This is a genomic window from Curtobacterium sp. C2H10 (assembly GCF_025407985.1).
Taxonomy (GTDB): domain Bacteria; phylum Actinomycetota; class Actinomycetes; order Actinomycetales; family Microbacteriaceae; genus Curtobacterium.
Genome location: NZ_JABXGF010000032.1, coordinates 1 through 23,031, shown reverse-complemented (window position 1 = coordinate 23,031; position 23,031 = coordinate 1). Strand labels below are relative to the sequence as shown.

The following is a 23,031-nucleotide window of genomic DNA, read 5'->3' as shown; positions in this document are numbered from 1 at the left end:
ATGACCGACACCCTGGTCTCCGACGCACCCCGCACCGACACCGTGCAGGACGCCCCTCCCGGATCGTTCCCGGTGACGCTCATCATCCGCCGCTTCGACCCGGACGTCGACGACGAGCCGCGCTGGCAGGACTTCGACGTCATGATGCTGCCGACCGACCGCATCCTCGACGCGCTCCACAAGATCAAGTGGGACCAGGACGGCTCCCTGACCTTCCGGCGCTCCTGCGCGCACGGCGTCTGCGGCTCCGACGCGATGCGCATCAACGGGCGCAACCGGCTGGCGTGCAAGACGCTGATCAAGGACCTCGACGTGTCGAAGCCGATCTACGTCGAGGCGATCAAGGGCCTGCCGCTCGAGAAGGACCTCGTCGTCGACATGGAGCCGTTCTTCAAGTCCTTCCGTGAGGTCCAGCCGTTCCTGCAGCCCGCGACCGCCCCCACCCCGGGCAAGGAGCGCATCCAGTCGGTGGCCGACCGTGCGCGCTTCGACGACACCACGAAGTGCATCCTCTGCGCCGCGTGCACGTCGTCCTGCCCGGTGTTCTGGACGGACGGCCAGTACTTCGGTCCCGCCGCCATCGTGAACGCGCACCGGTTCATCTTCGACTCGCGCGACGACGCGGCCGACGTCCGGCTCGACATCCTCAACGACAAGGAGGGCGTGTGGCGCTGCCGCACGACCTTCAACTGCACCGACGCCTGCCCGCGCGGCATCCAGGTCACGAAGGCGATCTCCGAGGTCAAGCAGGCCGTCATGCGGGGCCGGGCCTGACGACGTCGCCGGGACGGGGCCGACGCTCGGCTCCGTCCAAGGCACGTCAGGGGCACCACCGATAGGCTCCGCTCCATGACCTTCGCGGACACCCGCCCCATCCTCGACCAGCTCAGCTACACGATCCGCTACGTGCAGCTCCCCGGAGAGACCCTGCACGAGCCCCCGGTCGAGGGCGCGCTCCGCGTCGTGGCGGTCGAGGGCACGGGCGACTTCGCGCTCGAGGTCGTCGACTACGGCACCGCGCGGCGTCTCGCGACCGCCCGGGGCGAAGCGGACGCGGTCGAGATGCTCCGTCGCTTCCTCAACCGGCCGTTCCCGGCGCCGAAGGACATCCCCCGGTACGAGCTCGACGGGCTCCGCGACCGGGCGGCGTCGACGTACCCGCAGCTCGCGCAGCAGGTGGCGCAGGCGGGCGAGCAGGGCCTCACGATCCAGGTGCCGGCCGGCGTGCCCGTGGACCGCGTCGGTGGCCCGGACGGCTACCTGCTGCACCCGCTCGACACCCCGCTGCCGCAGCGCTCACTGCCGCCGCACGTCGCGTCGGCGCCCGAGACGCACCGCTACCTGGTCGAACGGCCGTTCCTGGTGACGGTCCGGTTCGTCCAGCCCTGGTTCGACCAGCCCGGAGGCGCGTTGCGCTTCCAGACGGCGGATCCGTCCGTCACGGTGCGCGACCTGGTCGTGGACGGTTCGCTCTCGCGGCTCCGGGTGGTCTGACCCGCGCCCCGACCGCACCACGACGAAGCGGCCCGCCCCCTGCCGGGGCGGGCCGCTTCGTCGTGGTGGTCGCGCTACCCGAGGTCGGGGCGGTCGTACTGCGCACCGGCCGGGTTCGACTCGAGGGCGCCGAAGACGATCCCGGCGATCCCGACGAACAGCGCGATGAGCCAGAACGGTCCGGCCAGGTTCGCGTCGTGCACCCGGCGCCACCCCAGGGCCAGGCTCGGCACGATCGTCGCGAGCCACCAGAGCCCCCAGACCCCGCCGATCAGCAGCGCGACGACGGGCGGCCCCACGGCGTCGGACCGTGCCACGCCGTACGCGTCGGTCGAGGTGTTCGCCGCGATCCAGGAGAACAGCGCGACGAGGTAGGCGCCGAGGAAGACGAGGTTGACCAGCCCGTTGGCGAGCGCCCAGAACCAGAACTCGCTCCGGCTGGCGCGCCCGTCGAACCGCGCGTACTTCTTGAAGAACCGCGTGGCGGCGTCGAGGAAGCCGATGCCGTACCAGGGTGCCCAGAGCGGGGGCGTGCCGTCCGGCCCGACCGGGATCGGGGGCTGGAGCTGCGCGTACGGCTGACCGTAGGGCGGGAACGTCTGGCCGTACTGCTGGCCGTTCTGCTGCCCGTACGGCGCCGAGTGTTGGCCGTACGGCGCGGAGGGCTGGCCGTTCGGCTGCCCGGCCGGCGGCTGCTGCCCGTCCGGCTGTCCCCACCCGGGTTCGCCGCCGGTCGTCATCGCGAACCGGTCGGTCGGTCGAACCGGGCGCCCTGCGGGTTCGACGGCAGGAACATCATGATGAACACCGCGACCGCACCGAGGAACGGGATGAGCAGCAGCAGCGCGAAGAGCCCGCTGATGTTCGCGTCGTGGAGGCGTCGCACGATGAGCGCCAGCGTCGGGATGACGAGCGCGAGTCCGACGATCCAGAAGGCCGTCCCGGCGAGCGGGTTGGTCGACATCGTCGAGAAGCCCACGTACGTCGAGGAGGTCGTGGTGGTCGTCGTGCCGGTGGCCGCCGTCAGGATGACCGTGATGATCGACGCCACCGTGCCGATGATGGCGCTCCAGAGGTACCACCACCAGTACTCGCTGCGGCTCGCGCGGCCGCTGAACGTCGCGTACTTCTTGAAGAAGCGCGAGAACGCCTTGCCGAACGAGATGCCGTACCAGGGCGCCCAGATCGGCGGTTCGCCCCCGGGCCCGGTCGGTGCGGGCTGCTGGCCGTACGGGTTCTGCGGCGGGTACTGGTCGGTCATGGGTCCCCCTCGGGTGTTGGCTGAAGTACGAGTGCGATTCAACCAGAACGCCCCGGCCACGTCCGCGCCGGATCAGGGGACGAGCGCGAGCTTCCCGCCGGGGTGCTGCGACTCGAGCACCTCGGCCGCGGCCTTCGCCTCGGCGAGCGGGAACGTTCGCGCGACGGGGACGGCGAGCTGCCCGTCGCCCGCGAGGTCGATGAGTCGCTGCCGCACCGAGTCTCGGAACGCCTTGCTCTCCGGCTGGGCTCCGCCGATCGCACGGATGCCGTCGGCCCCCGCTCGACCGAACGCGGCGATCGTGACGATGCGCGACCGGTCCGCGACGAGCGCGAGCGAGACGTCGACGGCCTCGTCGGTCCCGACGCAGTCGAGCGCCACGTCGACGCCGTCGCCCGTGCCGTCGGCCACGAGTGCCCGGACCCGGTCCTCGAGCCCGTCGCCGTAGGCGATCCACTCACCGCCGAAGTCCGCGACGGTGTCGGCGTTGCGCTCGGAGGCGGTGCCGATGACCCGCGCCCCGAGGAGGCGCAGCTGCTGCAGGAGGCTGACCCCGACGGCACCGGCGGCACCGTGCACGAGGACCGTGTCGTTCCCCGAGGCCCGGGTCACCCGGAGCATGTCCGCGGCGGTGGTGCCGGCGAGCAGGAGGTTCGCGGCTTCGGGGAAGCCGAGGGCCGCGGGCTTGGCGAACACGTCCCGTGCCGGCACCGTGAGTCGCTCGGCCCAGCCACCAGCGACCCGGAACGCGAGGACCTCGTCACCGACCGCTCCCCCGCCGGACGCGATCTCGGTGTCCGGACCGACGGCGCTCAGGACGCCCGCGACCTCGTAGCCGATCGCGATCGGCAGGTCCGACGGGTCGCCCTGCCGGGTGTGCTTCGTGTCGGCGGGGTTCATGCCCGCAGCGCGGACGTCGATCGTCACCTCGCCGGGCCCCGGGGCCGGCACCTCGGTCTCGACGTACTCGAGGACTTCGCTGCCGCCGAACCGCGGGGCCACCCAGTGCTTCGTCATGCTCCCGACGCTACGCGCGCGGTGCCGGACGTCGTCGGGCACGCAGGGTACGGGACCGCAGCACGAGCAGTGCGGAGCCGGCGACGAGGAGTGCTCCGGCGATCGTGAGCGGCACCGTCGGGTCGCTGCCGGTGAAGGCGAGTTCCGCCGGGGAGTTCCCGGAACCACCGCTGCCCGAGCCCGCAGCGACCGGCACGGCCGGAGCGCTCGACGTCGGTGCCGAGGGAGTGGGGGTCGGCGTCGGGACCACCGCGGGAGCGCGGACGGTGAGCACGTACGTCTCGGTGTCGGCCGGGGCTGTGCCGTTGTCCGCCGTGATCGTCACCGTCGTGGTGCCGGGCGTCGTCGGGGTGCCGGAGATGACCCCGGTCGTCGGGTTGATCGTGAGCCCGGGCGGCAGGGTCCCGCCGTCCGAGTACGTGGGCGCGGGCGTTCCCGTCGCCGTCACCGGGAACGAGTAGGGCGTGCCGGCGGTCGCGGCCGTGGGGGTGCCGGACGTGATGGTCGGAGCCACCGTCTCGGAGGGGGTGCCGGGGGCCGGGCACCCGGTCGGCGCGGTGATCGTGTTCGTGTCGAGCGTGACGGCCGCGGTGCGCGCGAGCAGACGCCCGACGACGGTCGCACCCGTGGTGGCCGTGACGGACTGGTCCGCGAGGACCGTGCCCTGGAACTGCGCGGCGCTGCCGATCGTCGCCGAACTGCCGACCTGCCAGAAGACGTTGCAGGAGCTCGCGCCACCCGTGGTGAGGATGCGCGTGCCCGATCCGATCGTCAGCGTCGACGCGGCCTGGAACACCCACACGGAGTCGGCGCTGCCCGCGAGCGTCAGCGTCCCGGTGTCCGCGAGTCGCAGTGCGTCGCCGGTGTAGACGCCGGGCGACAGGCTGAGGCCGTTCAGCTCCGAGATGCCGGTCTGCGTCGGGGTCAGCGACGCCGCGACGTCGTACGCGGTCGTGGTGTCGGCCTGGGCCTGGGTCGCTGCCGCGTCGGTCTGGTGCACCGTGCCGGTCACGATCCCGTTGCCGGGTCCGCCGAACCCGGTGATCGAGGTCCCCGGGGAGAGGCCGAGGTCGCCCTGGACGGTGGTGGGCCCGGTGTTCGTGACGGTCGAGGCGCCGAGGACGCCGTACGTCGCGGCCGTGCCGAGCCCGATCGGACCGTCGATGACGGTCGCGGCCGAGGCGGGACCGGAGGACGCGAGCGCCAGCGCTGCCGCCAGTCCGATCCCGGTGCCGATGAGGGTGAGTGAGCGGACGATGGGCGTGCTGGCCATGACGGCCCCTGCCTGTTCAGGAGAGGTACCGCACAGGTGTCGAAGTCACCCGGCACTCGCCGTGCCGCGAGTCTCGCTCGCTCACCTGTGCGCGAGGGTCCCGATTGCCAGGTTCGGCGGATCCGCGGGGATCGGACACACCGGTCCGCGGCGCGATCGCCTCGCGTCCGGCGGTACCGTCGACTGGTGCCCTCCACTCCCGCAGCCCCCGACCGCACGCACCGGACGGCCGGCCCGCAGCACGCGGCCGTCGTCGTGAACCCCTCCGCGGTCGACCTCGCCGCCCTCCGCTCGGCGGTCGCCACCGAGCAGGGGTCGCTCGGCTGGGCGGACACCGCCTGGTTCGAGACCGCGGCCGACGACGACGGCCGCGCCGCCGCACGCGCCGCTCGTGACAGCGCACCCGACGTCGTGCTGGTCGTCGGTGGCGACGGCACGCTGCGGGTCGCAGCCGAGGTGCTGCACGGGTCCGGCATCCCGATCGCCCTGCTCCCGACGGGCACCGGCAACCTCTACGCACGGAACCTCGGCATCCCGATCGGTGACGTCACCGCGGCCGTCCGGTCGGCCTTCCACGGCGCTGACCGTGCCGTCGACGTCGCCTTCGCCGCGCTCACCACCGCCGACGGGGACACGACCGAGCACGCGTTCCTCGTGATGGCGGGGATCGGTCTCGACGCCCGGATGGCCGCGGACACGAACGCCGGGCTGAAGAAGCGCTTCGGCTGGCTCGCCTACTCCGACCCGATCATGCGGTCCGTGGTCGGCAACCACCAGGTCGACCTCCGGTACCGCCTCGACGAGGGCGACGAGCACAGCATGCGGGCGCACACCGTCATCGTGGGCAACTGCGGGACCCTCACGGCGGGCCTGCTGCTCCTCCCCGAAGCGCAGCCGGACGACGGGCTCCTCGACGCGGTGGCGTTCCGCCCACGTGGCGCCTTCGGCTGGACGAAGATCGGCTACGGCCTGTCGCTCAACCGCTTCTACCACCGGACGCGCTTCGGACGGCTGCTCGCGCGCTTCCTGCCGCGGTCGCGGACGCTCGGCTACACGACGGCGCGGCGACTCGACCTCGTGCTCGACGAGCCCGAACAGCTGCAGTTGGACGGTGATCCGTTCGGCCTGGTGGCCGCTGCCAGCCTGCGCGTCGAGCACGGCGGTCTCGTGCTGCGGACGGCCTGACCCGGCGGTCCGACGTGGGCGAGTGACGGACTGGAGGCGCGGTGCCAGCCGGCACCGCGCCTCCAGTCCGTCAGGTGGATGCGTCGAGGACGCTAGGCGCGCGCGGACCGCACCCGGTCCGCGAACGCGGCGTGCAGCGGGTGCTGCTCGTCGAGCCCGGTGATCTCGGTCACGACCTCGGCGTCGCTCCGGTCCGAGCGCAGCAGCGCCTGGAGTTCGACGCTCTGCTCGTCGTCCGGCACGTCGAAACGCAGCGCGGCGCCCATGGCGTCGAGCAGCGCCGTCGGCTCCGTGCCGTCCTCGGCGAGGGCGGCGGCGGGCGACACGAAGCGCTCGTCGCGGGAGAGCTTGCGCAGCGGCTGTCGGCCGACGCGGGTCACGGTGTCGGGCAGGTGCGGGTTCTCGAAGCGCCCGATGATGGCCTGCACGTACGCACGGTGCACCTCGGGGTCGAGCTCGTGGCGGCGGACGAGCAGGTCGCTCGTCTCGGCGAGCACGGACTCGAGCTCGGACCGGACCGCGGGGATCGCGATGGCGTCCGAGATCTTGTCCGCCCCGGCGAGGAAGCCGTGGTACGCGACGGTCGCGTGCCCGGTGTTCACCGTGAACAGCTTGCGCTCGATCGACGCGGCGAGGCCGTCGACGTAGTGGGCGCCGGGGATCTCCGGCTCGTTCCCGCCGAACGGCGTGCGGTCGACGGCCCACTCGAAGTAGGTCTCGACGGTGACGTCCAGGCCCGCGCCCTCGGGCTGCGCCGGGACGATGCGGTCGACCGCGGTGTTCGCGAAGACAGCCTTGGCGAGGGCCTGGTCGCGGACGTCGGCGGGGAGCGCCTCGACGATGAACTCGCGCAGGCGGTCGGTGGCGTTGAGGGCGTTCTCGCACGCCATCACGGCGATCGGCGCGGCGTCCGCGTCGCGCTGCTGGAGCGCCTTCGCGATGACCGGCGCGATGAACTTCAGGACGTTCGGTCCGACGGCGCAGGTGACGATGGACGCCGTGGCGATCTCGGCGACGACGGCCGATTCGTCCTGGGCGCTGTTCAAGGCACGGAAGTTCGTGACCTCGTGGTCGCGCGCGTTCTGACCGACCTCGTGCACCGTGTACGAGTCGGCAGCGGCGAGAGCGTCGATGAGGGGCGCGGCGACGTCGGCGAAGACGACCTCGTAGCCGGCCTCGTGCAGGAGCAGTCCGACGAAGCCGCGGCCGATGTTGCCCGCGCCGAAGTGGACGGCGGTGGGGGTGCTCACTCGTTGACCTCGCCGAGGATCGACAGGATCGCGGCGGTGTCCGGTGCGTCGGTCAGCTTCTGGACCTCGTCCTCGTCGCTGAACACGATCGCGATCTTGGACAGGATGTCGAGGTGCTCGTTGTTGACGCCCGCGATGCCGACGACGAAGCGGACGGGGTTGCCGTCCCAGTCGATCGGGGTCGCGTAGCGGATGAACGACAGCGCCGAGGACTTGATGGCGTCCTTCGCGTCGTTCGTGCCGTGCGGGATGGCGAGGAAGTTCCCCATGTAGGTCGAGACGCTCTTCTCGCGCTCGAGCATCGCCGGGTAGTAGTCCGCCGTGACCGCGCCTGCAGCCTCGAGGATCTCGGCAGCCTCCTTCATCGCCTCCGACTTGGTCGGTGCGGTGTCCTCGGTGTGGATCCGGATCTGGCTCTCCTGCAGGACGGGCATCGGGGTTCTCCTTGCTTCGTGACGTGGCGTCGTGGACGTGTGGAGGGGACGAGCCGTGGCCCGTCCCCTCCGATACTGCACTTCGTTACTGGTTCTTGAGCTGTTCGACGACCTGGTCGTACTGCGGCGCGTTCATGAAGTTGCCGACCGACACGTGCTGTGCGTTCGGGTTCTTCTGCTTCGCGCGCTCCGTCAGCTCCTCCTGCGTGATGATCAGGTCCTCGTCACCGGAGAGGTTCGCGATCGCCTTGTTGGAGACCGTGACCCCTTCGATGCCCGCCTTCTTGATCTTGTTGCGGAGGACGCTGGCGCCCATCGCGCTGGAGCCCATGCCGGCGTCGCAGGCGAACACGAGGTTCTGGACGCGGGTCGCGGTCGCGGTGGTCGCCGAACCGACGCCACCGAGCGAGGCCTCCGCCTCTTCCTCGTTCGCCGGGGAGTTGTTGCCGAGCAGGCCCGAGGTCGCGGCGTTGACGTCGCGGCCCTTGTTCGCCTGGAGCTTCGCCATCGCGGCGCTCATGTCGCCGCCACCGTTCGCGAGGTCACGCTTGCGGGTCGCGATGAGGAAGAACGACGCGACCGCGAACGACACCGCTGCGGACAGGATGACCGAGAGGATGACGCCGAGGAAGCTGTCCTTCGCCGTCGCACCGAGCACCGCGAAGATCGATCCGGGCGACGCCGGGGCGACGAGACCGGAGTGGAACGCGACGTTGGTCGCGACGCCCGTGGCACCACCGAGGATGACGGCGATGAACAGGACCGGCTTCTGCAGCACGTACGGGAAGTAGATCTCGTGGATGCCGCCGAGGAACTGGATGATGATCGCGCCGGGAGCGGTCGAGCGGGCGATGCCGACACCGAAGAAGGTGAAGGCGAGCAGGATGCCGAGACCCGGGCCGGGGTTCGCCTCGAGCAGGAAGAGGATGCTCTTGCCGGACTCTTGGACCTGCTGCGCGCCGAGCTGGTCGAGCACACCGTGGTTGATGGCGTTGTTGAGGAAGAACACCTTGGCCGGCTCGATGATCACGCTGGCGAGCGGGAGCAGCGAGTGCTGGACGAGGAAGTTCACCGCGTCGCCGAGGCCCTCGGCGATGAGCTTGAACAGCGGCGCGAGCCAGAAGAACCCGGCCATGGCCAACCCGAAGCCGAGGATGCCGGCCGCGTAGTTGTTCACGAGCATCTCGAAGCCCGGCTTGATCTTGCCGTCCCAGAGCTTGTCGATCTGCTTGATGAGGTACGCGCCGAGCGGCCCGCAGATCATCGCGCCGAGGATCATCGTCGTGCCGTTGGCGCCGATGATGACACCCATGGTCATGATCGAACCGACCACCGCACCACGGGTCTCGTAGACCATCCGGCCACCCTGGATCGCGATCGCGAGCGGGATGAGGTAGGTCAGGATCGGGCCGACGAGGCCGACGTTCGCGACGCCGCCCGTCTCACCGAAGCCGCCGAGGATGCCCACGGGCGTCCAGCCGGTCTCGATGAAGAAGGCGGTGATGATGCCCCACGCGATGAAGATCGCGATGTTGGGCATGACCATGCCGGAGAGGAACGTGCCGAACTTCTGAACGGCGACGCGTGCGCCGCCCCGCGACTTCGCGGGGGCGTCGGGCGCTGCAACGGACGACGTTGTCATGTGCGGTGACTTTCTGTGAGGTGCTGCTGCTGCGTGTGGAGGGGAGGTGGTGCTGGGGGTTCGGATCAGGCGGCGTGCGTCGCGGCCGCGGCGGACTTGGCGGCCGCCGCCGTGCTCGCGGCGAGTGCCGCCTGGGCCATCTCGCGGGCCTGGTCGAGGGTGTGCTTGCCGAGTTCGGCGCGCACGTCGGCCAGGGCCGCGGGGGTCATGGAGAGGGTCGTGGCGCCGAGACCGACGAGCACGACGGCGAGCAGCGGGTCGGCCGCTGCCTCGCCGCAGATGCCGACGGGCTTGCCGGCGTCCGCTCCCGCTGCGCCGAGCTGCGCGACGAGGCGGAGCACGGCGGGGTGCCACGGGTCCTGGTAGGACGCGACGGTACCGAGCATGCGGTCGGCGGCCATCGTGTACTGGGTCAGGTCGTTCGTGCCGATCGACACGAAGTCGGCGGAGGTGAACACCTGCTCGGCCATCAGCGCGAGCGAGGGGACCTCGGCCATCACACCGGCGGTGCGGATCCCGAGCTCGCGGGCGAGGTCGACGAAGTACTCGGTCTCCTCGGCGTCGGCGACCATCGGGGCCATCACCCAGAGGTCGGCCTCGGTCTCGGCGTCGGCCTGGGCGAGCGCGGTGAGCTGGTCGCGGAGCACCTCGGGGTGGTTCCGGAGCGCCCGGAGACCGCGTCGACCGAGGGCCGGGTTCTCCTCGTCCTTGTCGGTGAGGAACGGCAGGGGCTTGTCGGCACCCGCGTCGAGCGCCCGGACGACGACCTTCTTGCCCGGGAAGGCCTCGAGCAGCTGCTTGTAAGAGTCCTTCTGCTCGTCGACGGTCGGCGCCTTCGGCGAGTCGAGGAAGAGGAACTCGGTGCGGAAGAGCCCCACGCCCTCCGCACCGAGAGCAACGGCGCCCGCGGCGTCGGCGGGGCTGCCGAGGTTCGCGAGCAGCGGGACGGTGTGCCCGTCGGCGAGTGCGCCGGCGGTCAGGGGCGCTGCGGCCGCGGCGAGGCGGTCGGCGATGCGCTGCTCGACGTCGGCGACGAGTTCGGCCGACGGGTCGGTCACGACGGTGCCGGCGGCGGCGTCCACGACGACGACCGTGCCGTCGGCCAGGTCGTCCGCGCCGGTCACGCCGACGATCGCGGTGATGCCCTTGGCACGGGCGAGGATCGCCGTGTGCGAGGTCGGGCCGCCGTCACGCGTGACGAGGGCGAGGACCTTGTCGAGGTCGAGGAGTGCGGTGTCGGCCGGCGCGAGGTCACGGGCGACGAGCACGAAGGGAGTGTCCGACTCGGGCACACCCGGGGCGTGGACGCCGCGGAGCTTGGCGATGATGCGCTGGGCGACGTCGTCGAGGTCGGCGGCACGCTCCCCCATGTACCCGCCCATCGAGACGAGCAGGTCGCGGAACTGGCCGAACGCCTCGAACACGGCGCGTTCGGCGTTGGTGCCGCCGTCGATGCGGGCGTGCACGTCGTCGAGGAGGGTCGGGTCCTGCGCCATGAGCGCCTGCGCCTCGAGCACGGCCTGGGCGTCCCCGCCGGCGAGCTGCCCCCGCTTGTTGAGGTCCTCCGCCACCGCTGCGATCGCGGCGGCCACGGCCTGCTTCGCGTCGTCCGCCGAACCGGTCAGGGCGTCCTTCGACGGTTCGCCGAGCGGGTCGGCCATGCGGAGCACGGGGCCGTGGGCGACGCCACGGCCGACGCCGGTGCCGAGCAGTTCGGACATTCGAGACTCCTTCATCTCACGCGCGCTTGCGGTGGGGTGGTTCGTTCGGTGCGCGCAGCGCGGAGACGGGACCCCGCCGGTGCGACTGAGCAGCACCATACCCCGATCCACGTTGACAAACAAACACATCCGGGGATAAAAATGCAGAAACAGATGCCCGTTTGCGTCTGGTGGCGGATCTGTTCGGGTCGCTGTCGCCGGAGACGTGCCCGGTCGTGTCCGTTCCGTTCCGACTCCCCCACCGCTTCCGAGACGACGAGGCCCCGATGTACGCACCAGAGCGCCACCAGCGCATCGTCGAACAGGCGCGTGCGCAGGGCCGGGTCGACGTCAAGGACCTCGCCGAGCTGCTCGAGGTGACCCCGGAGACGATCCGCCGCGACCTCACCTCGCTCGAGCGGCGCGGGCTGGTCCGACGTGCGCACGGTGGCGCCATCCCCGTCGAACGCATCACCCTGCACCCGGGGGTCGGCGACCGTGGCGGCATCAACCAGGCCGAGAAGATGGTCATCGCCGAGGCCGCGCTCGGCGAGCTGCCCGAGAACGGGTCGGTCATGATCGACGCCGGCACCTCGACGATCTGCCTCGCCGAGCTGCTCCCGACCGACCGTGGCCTCACCGTCGTGACGCACTCCCTGCCCGTGGCGATGGCGGTCGCGAACCGGCCGGGCATCGACCTGCACCTGCTCGGCGGCAACATCCGCAGCGACTCGCTCGCCGGCGTCGGTACGTGGACGCACCAGCTCATCGGGATGGTCAGCGTCGACGTCGCGTTCATCAGCATCAACGGCATCACGCCCGAGCGCGGCCTCACGACGCACAACATGGCCGAGGCCGCCGTGAAGTCCGCGATGATCAAGTCCGCGCGCCGCAGCATCCTGCTCGCCGACCACACCAAGTTCGGTCGCGAGGAGTTCGGCCGCGTCGCCCCGCTCGCCGCGATCGACACGATCATCACCGACCCCGGCGTGAACGCCGACCTCGTCCGCGAGGTCGAGGCCGCCGGCACCGAGGTCTTCTGGCCCGGCCGCGACTGACCCTGCGTCCCGCCCCGGAACCGCCCACCCCGCGCTCGCTACCATGAGCCAACCACCCATCGACAGGAGTACATCGATGTCCGAAGCCACCCGCACCGTCACCGTCGCCAGCGCGTCCGGCCTGCACGCACGCCCGGCCTCCCTCTTCGTCCAGACCGTGACCGCGTCCGGCCACCAGGTCACGATCGCGAAGGGCGACAAGTCCGGGAACGCCGGCAGCATCCTCGCGCTCCTCGGCCTCGGCATCGAGAACGGCGACGAGGTGACCCTCACGGTGAACGGCGACGACGCCGAGACCACCGCGGACAGCCTGGTCGAGTTCCTCAAGACGGACCACGACGCGGCCTGACCACAGGACGGACGGGAGGCGCGGTGCAAGCTGGCACCGCGCCTCCCGTCCGTCGTCCGGTCGCCCTTACTGCTCCTGCCCCAGCGGCGGGATCGGGCGCAGTTCGCCCCAGGCGAAGGCGCTCTCGGCGATGAAGTCCTGCAGGTCGTCGGCGATCTTCAGCAGCATCTGCTCGGCCACGGGGCGGAACGCGGCGAGCAGCTCCCCCACGGTCATCACGACGGTCACGGCGCGAGGCTACGACCGGCGCAGCCGTGTCGGCACCCGCCGATAGGGTGTTCTGCATGACACGCCTGCGCCTCGCATCCGTCAACGTGAACGGCATCCGTGCCGCGTTCCGGAAGGGCATGGGCGACTGGCTCGCCACCCGCGACGTCGACGTGCTCGCCCTGCAAGAGGTCCGCGCGTCGAGCGACGACCTCGCCGGGCTCCTCGGCGACGAGTGGGACATCGTGCACGACCCCGCGACCGCGAAGGGTCGGGCGGGCGTCGCGATCGCCTCCCGCCACAGCGCGCACGTGCACCGCGTCGCGCTCGGTGCGGACGACTTCGACTCCGCCGGGCGTTGGCTCGAGGCCGACTACGAGATCGGCGGCACCACGGTGACGGTCGTCTCGACGTACGTGCACTCGGGCGAGGTGGACACCCCGAAGCAGGACGAGAAGTGGAAGTTCCTCGACGCGATGACCGAGCGGCTGCCGAAGCTCCGCGAGCACAACCCGCTCGCGGTCGTCGTCGGCGACCTCAACGTCGGGCACGACCAGCGGGACATCAAGAACTGGAAGGGCAACGTCAAGCGCGCGGGCTTCCTGCCGCGCGAGCGTGCCTACTTCTCGCGGTTCTTCGGCGAGCAGGGCGCCGAGGTCGAGGGCGCCGACGGCACGACCGGGCCCGGTCTCGGCTGGGTCGACGTCGGTCGCGCCCAGGCCGGCGACGTCGAGGGGCCGTACACGTGGTGGTCGTGGCGCGGCCAGGCGTTCGACAACGACACGGGCTGGCGGATCGACTACCAGATGGCGACCCCGGAGCTCGCCGCCAAGGTCACGCAGTACACGGTCGACCGCGCTGCCGCGTACGACCAGCGATGGTCCGACCACGCCCCCGTGGTCGTCGACTACGAACTCTGACCCGCACCCCCACACTTCTCCAGCACAGGACAGCACCATGACCAAGACGCGCATCTTCTCGGGCATCCAGCCCTCGGCCGGTTCCCTCCACCTCGGCAACTACATCGGCGCGCTCATGCAGTGGCGGACGCTGCTCGACGACTACGACGCCATCTACTGCGTCGTCGACATGCACGCGATCACCTCCCCGCAGGACCCGGCCGAGCTCCGCGCGAACACCCGGGCGACGGCCGCGCAGTACATCGCCTCGGGCATCGACCCGACCAAGGCGACGCTGTTCGTGCAGTCGCACGTCCCGGCGCACGCCGAGCTCGCGTGGGTGCTGAACACCCTCACCGGCTTCGGCGAGGCGAGCCGGATGACCCAGTTCAAGGACAAGTCCGCCCGGCAGGGCACCGAGGCCGCGTCGGTCGGGCTCTTCACGTACCCGATCCTGATGGCGGCGGACATCCTGCTGTACGACACGAAGGTCGTGCCGGTCGGTGACGACCAGCGGCAGCACGTCGAGCTCACCCGCGACCTCGCCGGGCGCTTCAACTCGCGGTTCGGCGACACGTTCGTCGTGCCGGAGGCCCGGATCCTCACCGACACGGCACGGATCTACGACCTGCAGGACCCGACGAGCAAGATGAGCAAGTCGGCCGCGTCCGACAACGGCCTCATCCGCCTGCTCGACGACCCGAAGCGCACCGCGAAGAAGATCCGCTCGGCGGTCACCGACACCGAACGCGAGATCCGGGCCGACCGTCAGGCGAAGCCGGGCGTCACGAACCTGCTGTCGATCCTCTCGGCGTTCACCGGCACCCCGGTCGCCGCGCTCGAGGAGTCGTTCCAGGGCAAGGGCTACGGGGACCTGAAGGGCGAGGTCGCCGACGCCGTCGTGGCCGAGCTCGAGCCCGTGCGCGCCCGCACGCTCGAGCTGCTCGACGACCCGGCCGAGCTCGACCGGCTCCTCGCCGTCGGCGCCGAGCGTGCCGAGTCGATCGCCGCCGAGACCCTCGCGAAGGTCTACGAGCGCATCGGCTTCGTGCCCCGCACCCGGCGCTGACCGTGCGCCCCGTCACGCTGTCGTCCGCCCGGGTGCACCTCGACGTGCCCACCCGGGCGGACGCGTCGGCGATCACCGAGGCCTGCCAGGACCCGGACATCGTGCGCTGGACGACGATCCCCACGCCGTACACCGCCCGGGACGCCACGACCTTCGTCGACGCGCTCGTCGGTCCGGGGTGGGCCTCCGACCGCGAGTACACCTGGGCGATCCGTCGGACAGGGTCCACCTGGCTCGAGGGGATCATCGGGTACCGCACGGCGCGGCGGGACCTCGGCTTCTGGCTCGCACCCTCCGCACGCGGCGCCGGACTGATGCACGACGCCGTCGGCCTCGTGCTCGACTGGGCCTTCGCGCAGGGTGCGCCGGACGTGTACTGGGAGTGCTACGTCGGCAACACCGCCTCGGCCTCGGTCGCCCGTGCCGCGGGGTTCTCGTACACCGGCACCGGCGACGCGCTCATCCCCGGGCGGGACGGCGCTCCGACGACGGCGTGGAAGGGGCTCCGGCGGGCCGACGGCGCTCCCGCGTCCGACCTGCCGTGGCCGGCCGAGACGACGACGGCACGCCCGGATGACGCGTCACCGACCGTTCGCGGATAGTCTCGGACCGTGACCGTCACCCCTCGGCCGTCGGACTCCGCGGCCTCCCCCGCAGCGCACCCCTCGGTCTCGCCGGCCGAGCTCCGTGCGATGCGCCGTGGCCTCGAGCTCGCGGCCCTCGGCCCCGCGGTCGGTGACCACGTCCGCGTCGGCGCCGTGATCCTCTCCCCCGACGGAGCGGTCCTCGCCGAGGGCTGGCACAAGGGCGCCGGTACCCCGCACGCCGAGGTCGACGCGATGTCGAAGGTCGACCCCGCACACCTGGTCGGCGCGACCGCCGTCGTCACCCTCGAACCCTGCAACCACACCGGACGCACCGGTCCGTGCGCCGTCGCCCTGCTCGAAGCGGGGATCGGCCGCGTCGTGTACGCCGTCGACGACCCCGGGCCGGCAGCCCACGGGGGTGCCGAGCGACTCCGGTCCGGCGGAGTCGACGTCGTCTCGGGCGTCCTCGCCGACGAGGTCGAGGACTTCCTCGAGCGCTGGCTCCTCTCGGTGCGCCTCGGACGCCCGTGGGTGACGGTGAAGTGGGCGTCGAGCCTCGACGGCCGGGCCGCGGCGGCCGACGGCACGAGCCAGTGGATCACCGGTGCGGCCGCACGCCAGCACGTCCACGAACAGCGCGCCGCGCACGACGCGATCCTCGTCGGGACGGGCACGGTCCTCGCCGACGACCCGAGCCTCACCGCGCGGGGCGACGCCGGGGAACTCCTCGCCGACCAGCCCGTCCCGGTGGTGTTCGGCGACCGGCCGGTCCCCGACGACGCCGCGGTCCGCCGCCACCCTCGCGCCCTGCTGACGCTGTCCGGCCACGACCTCGCCGCCTCGCTCCGCGCACTGCGGGACCACGGCGTGCACTCGGTGTTCGTCGAGGGCGGGCCCACCGTCGCCTCGGCGCTGATCGCGGCCGGTCTGGTGGACGAGTACCTCGTCTACCTCGCGCCCGTCCTGCTCGGCGGCCCCCGTGTCGCCCTCGGTGACGTCGGTGTGGGAAGCATCGGCGAGCGTCGGCGGTTGGACGTACTATCGACCACCAGCCTCGGCCCCGACCTGCTGGTCCGAGCACGACCCCACCGCGCACCCCGGCCGGCGGCGGCCGAGCCCGGGATCGCGGGGCCCCAGAACGACCGGAGCACCACATGACCGATGCACTCACCTCCCCCACCCCCGGGAGCCCGGTCCAGTTCGAGGTGTCGACGAACGTCCCGACCACGCACGGCACGTTCGAGATGCGCGCGTACCGCGACCTCGTGACGAGCGCCGAGCACGTCGCGATCATCGCCACCGGCCCGGACGGTGCAGCACCGCGCGACGGCGCCCTCGTCCGGGTGCACTCGGAGTGCCTGACGGGCGAGGCGTTCGGCTCCCTCAAGTGCGAGTGCGGCCCGCAGCTCGACGCCGCGCTCGACACGATCGCGGCCGAGGGCGGCGTCGTGATCTACCTCCGCGGGCAAGAGGGCCGCGGCATCGGTCTCATCAACAAGCTCAAGGCCTACCGCCTGCAGGAGGACGGCCTCGACACGCTCGACGCGAACCTCGCGCTCGGTCTCCCCGCCGACTCGCGGGCGTACGGCGGCGCGGCCGGCATCCTCGCCGACCTCGGCATCACCACCGTCCGCCTCCTGTCGAACAACCCGGAGAAGCGTCGCCAGCTCGAGGAGCACGGCATCACGGTGGAGAGCCTGGTGCCGCTGGTCGTCGGCGTCTCCGCGCAGAACGCGGCGTACCTCGACACGAAGCGCGACCGGATGGGGCACCAGCTCCCCGCGCACCTCGAAGCGGGCAGCCCGCTGGCCTGACCGAGCGCCGGCCCGACCCGGCCACGATCCAGCGGATTCGCAGGTTCACGACATCTGTCGTACGATGGTGGCCCCGTCACAAGCGGTACACCACCACGAACCGAACGCACCCGATCAGTGCCCGCGCCACCCCGCGCGAACCGATCGGTGTCCGCCGTCCGGAACACCGCTGCGCTCCCCCCGAGCGTCATCCACGGAGTCTCCTCACCCCATGTCCGCCGCACCGGCACCCGCATCCCCGAAGACCGCAGGCAACCCGCGCTCCCGCGTCGTGATCGCCAGCCTCGTCGGCACCTCCATCGAGTTCTACGACTTCTACGTCTACGCGACCGCCGCGGTCCTCGTCTTCCCGACGCTCTTCTTCCCGAACGAGGACCCGACGGCCTCGCAGCTGTCCTCGTTCGTCACGTTCGCCCTCGCGTTCTTCGCCCGCCCGGTCGGCTCGATCATCTTCGGCCACTTCGGCGACCGCGTCGGCCGCAAGGCGACCCTCGTGGCGTCCCTGCTCGTGATGGGCACCGCGACGTTCCTCATCGGCTGCCTGCCGACGTTCGACTCGATCGGCATCTGGGCGCCGGTGCTCCTCGCCGTGATGCGCTTCGCCCAGGGCGTCGGGCTCGGTGGCGAGTGGTCGGGCGCGGCGCTGCTCGCGACCGAGAACGCGCCGAAGGGCAAGCGCGGGGTGTTCGGCTCGATGCCGCAGCTCGGTGCCCCGATCGGCTTCCTGCTCGCCAACGGCCTGTTCATCGCGATCAACGCGGCGATGCCCGCCGGCGCCGACGGCACCCCGAACCCGGACTTCCAGGCCTGGGGCTGGCGACTCCCGTTCCTGCTGTCGGCCGTCCTGGTGATCGTGGGCCTCTACGTGCGGTTCAAGCTCGTCGAGTCGACGGTGTTCCGTGGCGTCCAGGAGTCCGGTTCGGTCGCCAAGGTCCCGCTCGGCCGGGTGTTCCGCACCTCGTGGCGCGCCGTGATCGTCGGCACCTTCGGCATGGTCGCGACCTACGTCCTCTTCTACTTCATGACGACGTTCACGCTGTCCTACGGCACCACGGGCGCCGAGGCCGGCCCCCTCGTCCCGAAGATCGGCCTCGGCTACACCCGTGGCGAGTTCCTCACGCTGCTCATGATCGGCGTCGTGTTCTTCGGCATCTTCACGCCGATCGCAGGCATCCTCGCCGACAAGTTCGGCCGTCGTCGCACGCTCATCCCGACCACGATCGGCATCGCGCTCTTCGGCCTGACGTTCCAGTTCTGGTTCGCCGCGTCGACCGGTCCGATCACGGTGGTGACGTTCCTGATCGTGGGACTGTCGCTGATGGGCCTGACGTTCGGTCCGATGGGCGCCCTCCTGCCGGAGCTCTTCCCGACGAACGTGCGGTACACGGGTTCGGCGATCGCCTACAACGTCGCGTCGATCCTCGGCGCTTCGCTCGCTCCGACCATCGCGCTCGCGCTGTGGCAGCCGGACGGCAACATCTTCCTGGTCGGGCTCTACCTCACGATCGCCGCGGTCGTGACGCTCGTCGCCCTGTTCTTCATCCGTGAGACGAAGAGCGCCGCGCTCGACGCGGCGGACACCGCCGGTGAACCGGACGCAGCACCGGTGGACGCGCGCGCCTGACGCGACCACCTGCGCAGACGGGAGGCGCGGTGCCGGCTGGCACCGCGCCTCCCGTCTGTCGTCAACCCGGGTTGACAGCCGTCGGTGCGTCAATGTAGGTTGACACGCGTGGACCGACCGACCATCACGAGCCTCGCCGCCGGCGCAGCCGGAGACGACCCGTTCTCCGCCCTCGCCAGCGTGCGCGAACTCCGTCGTGAGCTCGACCGGACCGAGGAACTCGCGGCCCGACGTGCCCGGAACGCCGGCGCCTCGTGGCAGGAGATCGCGACGCTGCTCGGCGTCAGCCGCCAGGCAGTGCACAAGAAGTACGGCAGAAACTAGGAACACGATGAGCTCCCCCTTCGCCAGACCCAAGAAGACCGACGGTCCCCGCGCCACGTTCGGCCGACTGCTGAGCTACCTGTTCGAGAACAAGCCCGCGATGGTCGTCATCATCGTGCTGAGCGTCCTCGGTGCCGGTGCGTCCCTCGCGCAGCCGCTGCTCGTCAACCAGGTCATCACCGCCGTCCAGCACGGCAACACCCTGAGCACCCTCGTCTGGCTGCTCGTCGGACTCGTCATCGTCGCGGGCGTCCTCAACGGTGTGCAGCACTTCCTGCTGCAGCGCGCGGGTGAAGGCGTCGTCCTGTCCACCCGGCGGAAGCTCATCGCGCGCATCCTCAACCTGCCGATCTCCGAGTTCGACACGCGCCGCACCGGCGACCTCGTCTCCCGCGTCGGCAGCGACACGACACTGCTGCGCGCCGTGCTGACGCAGGGCCTCATCGAGTCGATCGGCGGCGCCCTGACGTTCATCGGCGCCATCATCGCGATGGCCGTCATCGACCCGCTGCTCCTCGGCATCGTCGTCGTCATCGTGCTCGTCGCGATCGTCGTCGTCGGCGGGCTCAGCCGCCGCATCCGCGTCGCGTCGAAGCGTGCGCAGGAGAAGGTCGGCGACCTCACCGCGGCGGTCGAACGCGGCATCGGTGCCGTCCGCACGATCCGTGCCGCCGGTGCCACCGAGCGCGAGGTGCACGAGGTCGACGGCCACGCGACCGAGGCCTACCGTCGTGGCCTCGACATCGCGCGGATGTCGGCGTTCGTCGTCCCGGTCGCGAGCATCGTCATGCAGGTCGCGTTCATCGCCGTCCTCGGCGTCGGTGGTGCGCAGGTCGCAGCCGGCACCATCACGATCGCGACGCTCATCACGTTCATCCTGCTGCTCTTCATGATGATCATGCCGCTCGGCCAGGCCATGGGCGCTGCCGTCGCCGTCGCCCAGGCGCTCGGTGCGCTCGGCCGGATCGAGGAGATCCTGCACCTCCCGACCGAGGCGCAGGACGACCAGGCCGTCCGTGTCGCCGCCGCGGTGGAGAGCGACGACGCGATCGCCTTCGAACGCGTGTCGTTCCGGTACGCGCGTCCGGCCCAGGCCTCCGGTGCGGACGGCGCCGAGCCGGCCGTCGACGACGACACCGCCTCCGACGACGTGGTGCTGCACGACGTGTCCTTCCGGGTCCCCCGCGGATCACGCGTCGCACTCGTCGGTCCGTCCGGCGCGGGCAAGTCGACCACGCTCGCACTCATCGAACGGTTCTACGACCCGACCGACGGGGTCATCCGGCTCGGCGGCGTCGACGTCCGTGGCCTCGACCGCGCCGAGCTCCGCGCGCAGATCGGGTACGTCGAACAGGACGCTCCGGTGCTCGCCGGCACGATCCGGGCGAACCTGCTGCTCGGTTCACCGGACGCCACCGAGGACGACTGCGTGCGCGTGCTCGAGGCCGTCAACCTCGGCGAGGTCCTGCACCGCGACCCCCGCGGCCTCGATGCCCAGGTCGGCGAGGACGGCGTCATGCTCTCCGGCGGTGAACGGCAGCGGCTCGCGATCGCCCGGGCACTCCTCGCCGCTCCCCCGATCCTGCTGCTCGACGAGTCCACCTCGTCGCTCGACGGCGTCAACGAGCAGAAGATGCGCCTCGCGATCGACGCCGTGGCCGAGGACCGCACGCTGCTCGTGATCGCGCACCGGCTGTCCACGGTGGTGGACTCGGACGTGATCGTCGTGCTCGAGCACGGCCGGGTCGTCGGCGTCGGGACCCACTCGGAACTCGTCGAGTCGACGCCGCTCTACCGCGACCTGGCGAAGCACCAGCTGCTCGTCTGAGCCGGCGCGGCAGCGGTCGGTCGACGGTGCGCCGAGGTCAGAGGAGCGCGCCGCCGGGGTTCGCCAGCCCCTCGTCCATGTCGCTGTGGTCGACGTGCCCACCTGCGGCGCGGATCTCGTCGAGCGCCCGCGCACTCCGGGCGTCGTCCACCCCGACCACCAGGTCGTCGTAGACCGCGACGTCGTATCCCGCAGCCCGGGCGTCGAGCGCCGAGGCGCGCACGCAGTGGTCGGTGGCGATGCCGACCACGTCGATCGTCACGACGCGGCGCTCGGCGAGGACCTCGGGCAGCGGGACGCCGTCCTCGGTGCGCGCCTGGAACGCCGAGTAGTCCGGCGTGCCCTGCCCCTTGAAGACGTGCACGTCGATCGGAGCGGTGTCGAGCCGCGGGTGGTACTCGGCCCCCGGGGTCCCGGCGACGCAGTGCACCGGCCAGGTCGTCTCGTAGTCCGGACCCTCGGGACCGGCGAAGTGGCCGCCGTTGTCGTCGTCGCCGTGGTGCCAGTCGCGGGAGCCGACGACGAGGTCGTACTCGTCGGCGTGCCGACCGAGGAACGCGGTGATGCGTCGCGCGAGGTCGTCCCCGCCGGTCACACCGAGGGCACCGCCCTCGGTGAAGTCGTTCTGGACGTCGACGACGAGGAGTGCCCTGGACATGGGTCCATCCAACACCCGCGGCCTCAGGAGCCGGTGAGCCTGCTCCCGCACGAGTACGTCGCCGCCGTCACCGCGTCGAGTGCGGGCAGCGCCGCGGCCCGCGAGGACCCGATCGCGTAGAAGGCGAACGTCAGCCGGGTGCCGTCGGCCGCGTCGATGTAGCCGCCGAGGGTGTTCGCGCTGTCGATCCACCCGGTCTTCGCGTGCACCTTGCCCCGGGCGACGGCGTTCGCCCCGGTGAACCGACTGGCCAGCGTGCCGGACTGCCCGGACACCGGCAGGGCGTTCGCGAGCGTCCCGAGGCCCTTCGCACCGGCGGCGACCTGCACCATGAGGTGCGCGACGAAGTTCGGCGACACGGCGTTCGCGGCGCTCTCCCCCGAGCCGTCCTTGATGACGATGCCTGCAGGGTCGACGCCGTACGACTTCAGGGCTGCCTGGTACACGGCGGTCAGCGAGGCTGCGGAGCCGTCCGAGCCGGACTCCTTCGACGAGATCCGCGCGAGCATCTCGGCGAGGGTGTTGTCCGAGTTCGGGATCATCTGCCCGATGAGCGTCGACACCGGCTGCGAGGAGACCGTGGCGATCGTGTCCGTGCTGGTCGTGGCACGTTGCACGATCTGCGCGTTCCCCGCACCGGCGACCCCGGCGTTCGCGAGGGCCGTGCGGAACAGGTCCCCGGCGCGACCGACCGGGTCGGTGGAGCGCGGCGAGGTCTGGGCACCCGGGTTCGCGCGGTCACCGTCGACCATGAGCGCCGTGACGTTCGGCTGGTAGCCGATCGTCCGCTCGCTCACCGGCCAGGTGGGGTCCCAGGCGTCGGCGTCGTTCCAGTACGTGTCGTCCGTGACGATCGTCGTCACCGGGGTGGTGCCGAGCTTCGCCTTCACCTGCTGGGCGAGCTGCGCGAGCGTCGGGGCGCCCGGGTACACCGTCGCTCCGCCTGCCGAGAGCGTGGCGTCACCGTGGCCGACGAGGGCGATCGCACCGCCGGACTCCTTCGTCACGGTGGTCGGGATGCGGTGGTCGCCGCCGAGGACGGCCAGCGCGGTCGCCGTCGTCAGGGTCTTCATCACGCTGCCGGTCTGCGCGGCCTCGTCACCGTTGCGCGAGAACAGCACCTCGCCGGTCTTCGCGTTCATGACGTACCCCTCGAACGCGCCGAGGCCGCTCGCCGAGGCGGCGTTCGTGATCGTGCAGGTCCGGAGGGCGGAGGGGCCCGCGGCGTCGTCCGGCACCGTGCGGCCGCTCGGCGTCGGTGTCGGGGTGGGGGCGGCCGTCGTCGGTGCCGGGCTGCTCGACGCGGTAGCGGACGCCGTCGCGGCCGCCGTGGTCGTCGGCTGACCCTGAGACACAGG

General features: G+C 71.4%; 24 protein-coding genes and 1 pseudogene. 14 read left to right on the top strand and 11 right to left on the bottom strand.

The window, feature by feature from the left end; translation table 11 throughout:
- Complete coding sequence (locus HWD93_RS12435; RefSeq protein ID WP_071295792.1) at positions 1–774, top strand: succinate dehydrogenase iron-sulfur subunit; 774 nt, start codon at positions 1–3, stop codon at positions 772–774.
- 75 nt (positions 775–849) lie between these two features.
- Positions 850–1,494, top strand: a complete 645-nt coding sequence (locus tag HWD93_RS12430) for a TNT domain-containing protein (RefSeq protein WP_261646977.1) — start codon at positions 850–852, stop codon at positions 1,492–1,494.
- 74 nt (positions 1,495–1,568) lie between these two features.
- On the opposite strand, the gene HWD93_RS12425 is transcribed toward HWD93_RS12430, so the two are convergent.
- The 4 genes from HWD93_RS12425 to HWD93_RS12410 form a co-directional block, all read right to left on the bottom strand.
- Positions 1,569–2,234, bottom strand: coding sequence for a DUF805 domain-containing protein (locus HWD93_RS12425; RefSeq protein ID WP_306577305.1), 666 nt, complete (start codon positions 2,232–2,234; stop codon positions 1,569–1,571).
- Complete coding sequence (locus HWD93_RS12420) at positions 2,231–2,755, bottom strand: DUF805 domain-containing protein (RefSeq protein WP_261646976.1); 525 nt, start codon at positions 2,753–2,755, stop codon at positions 2,231–2,233. The genes HWD93_RS12425 and HWD93_RS12420 overlap by 4 nt, the downstream gene beginning before the upstream one ends.
- A gap of 72 nt (positions 2,756–2,827) precedes the next feature.
- The gene (locus HWD93_RS12415) at positions 2,828–3,772 is read right to left on the bottom strand and encodes an NADP-dependent oxidoreductase (protein WP_229086425.1); all 945 of its coding nucleotides are present in this window, start codon (positions 3,770–3,772) and stop codon (positions 2,828–2,830) included.
- A gap of 10 nt (positions 3,773–3,782) precedes the next feature.
- Positions 3,783–5,045 carry an ice-binding family protein gene (locus HWD93_RS12410; protein WP_261646975.1) on the bottom strand — a complete coding sequence of 421 codons (1,263 nt, stop codon included), beginning with the start codon at positions 5,043–5,045 and terminating at the stop codon, positions 3,783–3,785.
- Between the two features lie 186 nt (positions 5,046–5,231).
- Here HWD93_RS12410 and HWD93_RS12405 point away from each other — a divergent pair, with 186 nt between their 5' ends.
- The gene (locus tag HWD93_RS12405) at positions 5,232–6,230 is read left to right on the top strand and encodes a diacylglycerol kinase family protein (protein WP_261646974.1); all 999 of its coding nucleotides are present in this window, start codon (positions 5,232–5,234) and stop codon (positions 6,228–6,230) included.
- A gap of 92 nt (positions 6,231–6,322) precedes the next feature.
- On the opposite strand, the gene HWD93_RS12400 is transcribed toward HWD93_RS12405, so the two are convergent.
- The 4 genes from HWD93_RS12400 to ptsP all read right to left on the bottom strand — a co-directional run bounded on the left by HWD93_RS12400 (position 6,323) and on the right by ptsP (position 11,277).
- Entirely contained in the window at positions 6,323–7,480 is a 1,158-nt protein-coding gene (locus HWD93_RS12400; protein WP_261646973.1) for a mannitol-1-phosphate 5-dehydrogenase, read from the bottom strand.
- On the bottom strand, positions 7,477–7,914 hold the full coding sequence (locus HWD93_RS12395; protein WP_022907882.1) for a PTS sugar transporter subunit IIA: 438 nt from the start codon (positions 7,912–7,914) through the stop codon (positions 7,477–7,479). Before HWD93_RS12395 ends, HWD93_RS12400 begins: the two co-directional genes overlap by 4 nt.
- 85 nt (positions 7,915–7,999) lie before the next feature.
- On the bottom strand, positions 8,000–9,556 hold the full coding sequence (locus tag HWD93_RS12390; RefSeq protein ID WP_071294736.1) for a PTS mannitol transporter subunit IICB: 1,557 nt from the start codon (positions 9,554–9,556) through the stop codon (positions 8,000–8,002).
- A gap of 65 nt (positions 9,557–9,621) precedes the next feature.
- A complete protein-coding gene (gene ptsP, locus HWD93_RS12385; protein WP_083403184.1) occupies positions 9,622–11,277 on the bottom strand; it encodes a phosphoenolpyruvate--protein phosphotransferase in 1,656 nt (551 codons plus the stop codon).
- A 266-nt stretch (positions 11,278–11,543) separates the two neighbouring features.
- Between ptsP and HWD93_RS12380 the strand changes: the two genes are divergently transcribed.
- On the top strand, positions 11,544–12,314 hold the full coding sequence (locus HWD93_RS12380) for a DeoR/GlpR family DNA-binding transcription regulator (RefSeq protein ID WP_070419505.1): 771 nt from the start codon (positions 11,544–11,546) through the stop codon (positions 12,312–12,314).
- Positions 12,315–12,390: 76 nt separating this feature from the next.
- Entirely contained in the window at positions 12,391–12,663 is a 273-nt protein-coding gene (locus tag HWD93_RS12375; protein WP_070418429.1) for an HPr family phosphocarrier protein, read from the top strand.
- A gap of 66 nt (positions 12,664–12,729) precedes the next feature.
- On the opposite strand, the gene HWD93_RS12370 is transcribed toward HWD93_RS12375, so the two are convergent.
- Entirely contained in the window at positions 12,730–12,891 is a 162-nt protein-coding gene (locus tag HWD93_RS12370; protein WP_261646972.1) for a hypothetical protein, read from the bottom strand.
- A 56-nt stretch (positions 12,892–12,947) separates the two neighbouring features.
- Between HWD93_RS12370 and HWD93_RS12365 the strand changes: the two genes are divergently transcribed.
- From HWD93_RS12365 to HWD93_RS12330, 8 genes and pseudogenes are all read left to right on the top strand, one after another.
- Positions 12,948–13,790 carry an exodeoxyribonuclease III gene (locus tag HWD93_RS12365; protein WP_071296540.1) on the top strand — a complete coding sequence of 281 codons (843 nt, stop codon included), beginning with the start codon at positions 12,948–12,950 and terminating at the stop codon, positions 13,788–13,790.
- 37 nt (positions 13,791–13,827) lie between these two features.
- Entirely contained in the window at positions 13,828–14,838 is a 1,011-nt protein-coding gene (gene trpS, locus HWD93_RS12360) for a tryptophan--tRNA ligase (RefSeq protein ID WP_070418426.1), read from the top strand.
- A 2-nt stretch (positions 14,839–14,840) separates the two neighbouring features.
- Entirely contained in the window at positions 14,841–15,440 is a 600-nt protein-coding gene (locus HWD93_RS12355) for a GNAT family N-acetyltransferase (RefSeq protein ID WP_261646971.1), read from the top strand.
- Between the two features lie 90 nt (positions 15,441–15,530).
- Positions 15,531–16,583 (top strand): bifunctional diaminohydroxyphosphoribosylaminopyrimidine deaminase/5-amino-6-(5-phosphoribosylamino)uracil reductase RibD, encoded by a 1,053-nt coding sequence (gene ribD, locus HWD93_RS12350; protein ID WP_261646983.1) that lies wholly within the window; start codon positions 15,531–15,533, stop codon positions 16,581–16,583.
- Positions 16,584–16,612: 29 nt separating this feature from the next.
- Positions 16,613–17,239 (top strand): annotated as a pseudogene (gene ribA, locus HWD93_RS12345) (GTP cyclohydrolase II); the annotation flags it as partial.
- 211 nt (positions 17,240–17,450) lie between these two features.
- The gene (locus HWD93_RS12340) at positions 17,451–18,863 is read left to right on the top strand and encodes an MFS transporter (protein WP_070418423.1); all 1,413 of its coding nucleotides are present in this window, start codon (positions 17,451–17,453) and stop codon (positions 18,861–18,863) included.
- Positions 18,864–18,971: 108 nt separating this feature from the next.
- Positions 18,972–19,187 carry a hypothetical protein gene (locus tag HWD93_RS12335; RefSeq protein ID WP_022907338.1) on the top strand — a complete coding sequence of 72 codons (216 nt, stop codon included), beginning with the start codon at positions 18,972–18,974 and terminating at the stop codon, positions 19,185–19,187.
- Between the two features lie 7 nt (positions 19,188–19,194).
- A complete protein-coding gene (locus HWD93_RS12330) occupies positions 19,195–21,015 on the top strand; it encodes an ABC transporter ATP-binding protein (RefSeq protein ID WP_261646970.1) in 1,821 nt (606 codons plus the stop codon).
- Positions 21,016–21,052: 37 nt separating this feature from the next.
- Here HWD93_RS12330 and HWD93_RS12325 read toward each other — a convergent pair whose 3' ends face one another.
- Entirely contained in the window at positions 21,053–21,673 is a 621-nt protein-coding gene (locus HWD93_RS12325) for an isochorismatase family protein (RefSeq protein ID WP_261646969.1), read from the bottom strand.
- A 23-nt stretch (positions 21,674–21,696) separates the two neighbouring features.
- Positions 21,697–22,815, bottom strand: coding sequence for a D-alanyl-D-alanine carboxypeptidase/D-alanyl-D-alanine-endopeptidase (dacB, locus tag HWD93_RS12320; protein ID WP_261646968.1), 1,119 nt, complete (start codon positions 22,813–22,815; stop codon positions 21,697–21,699).
- On the opposite strand from dacB, the gene HWD93_RS12315 reads away from it, so the two are divergent.
- On the top strand, positions 22,814–23,017 hold the full coding sequence (locus HWD93_RS12315; RefSeq protein ID WP_261646967.1) for a hypothetical protein: 204 nt from the start codon (positions 22,814–22,816) through the stop codon (positions 23,015–23,017). The genes dacB and HWD93_RS12315 overlap by 2 nt on opposite strands.
- Positions 23,018–23,031 lie beyond the last annotated feature (14 nt).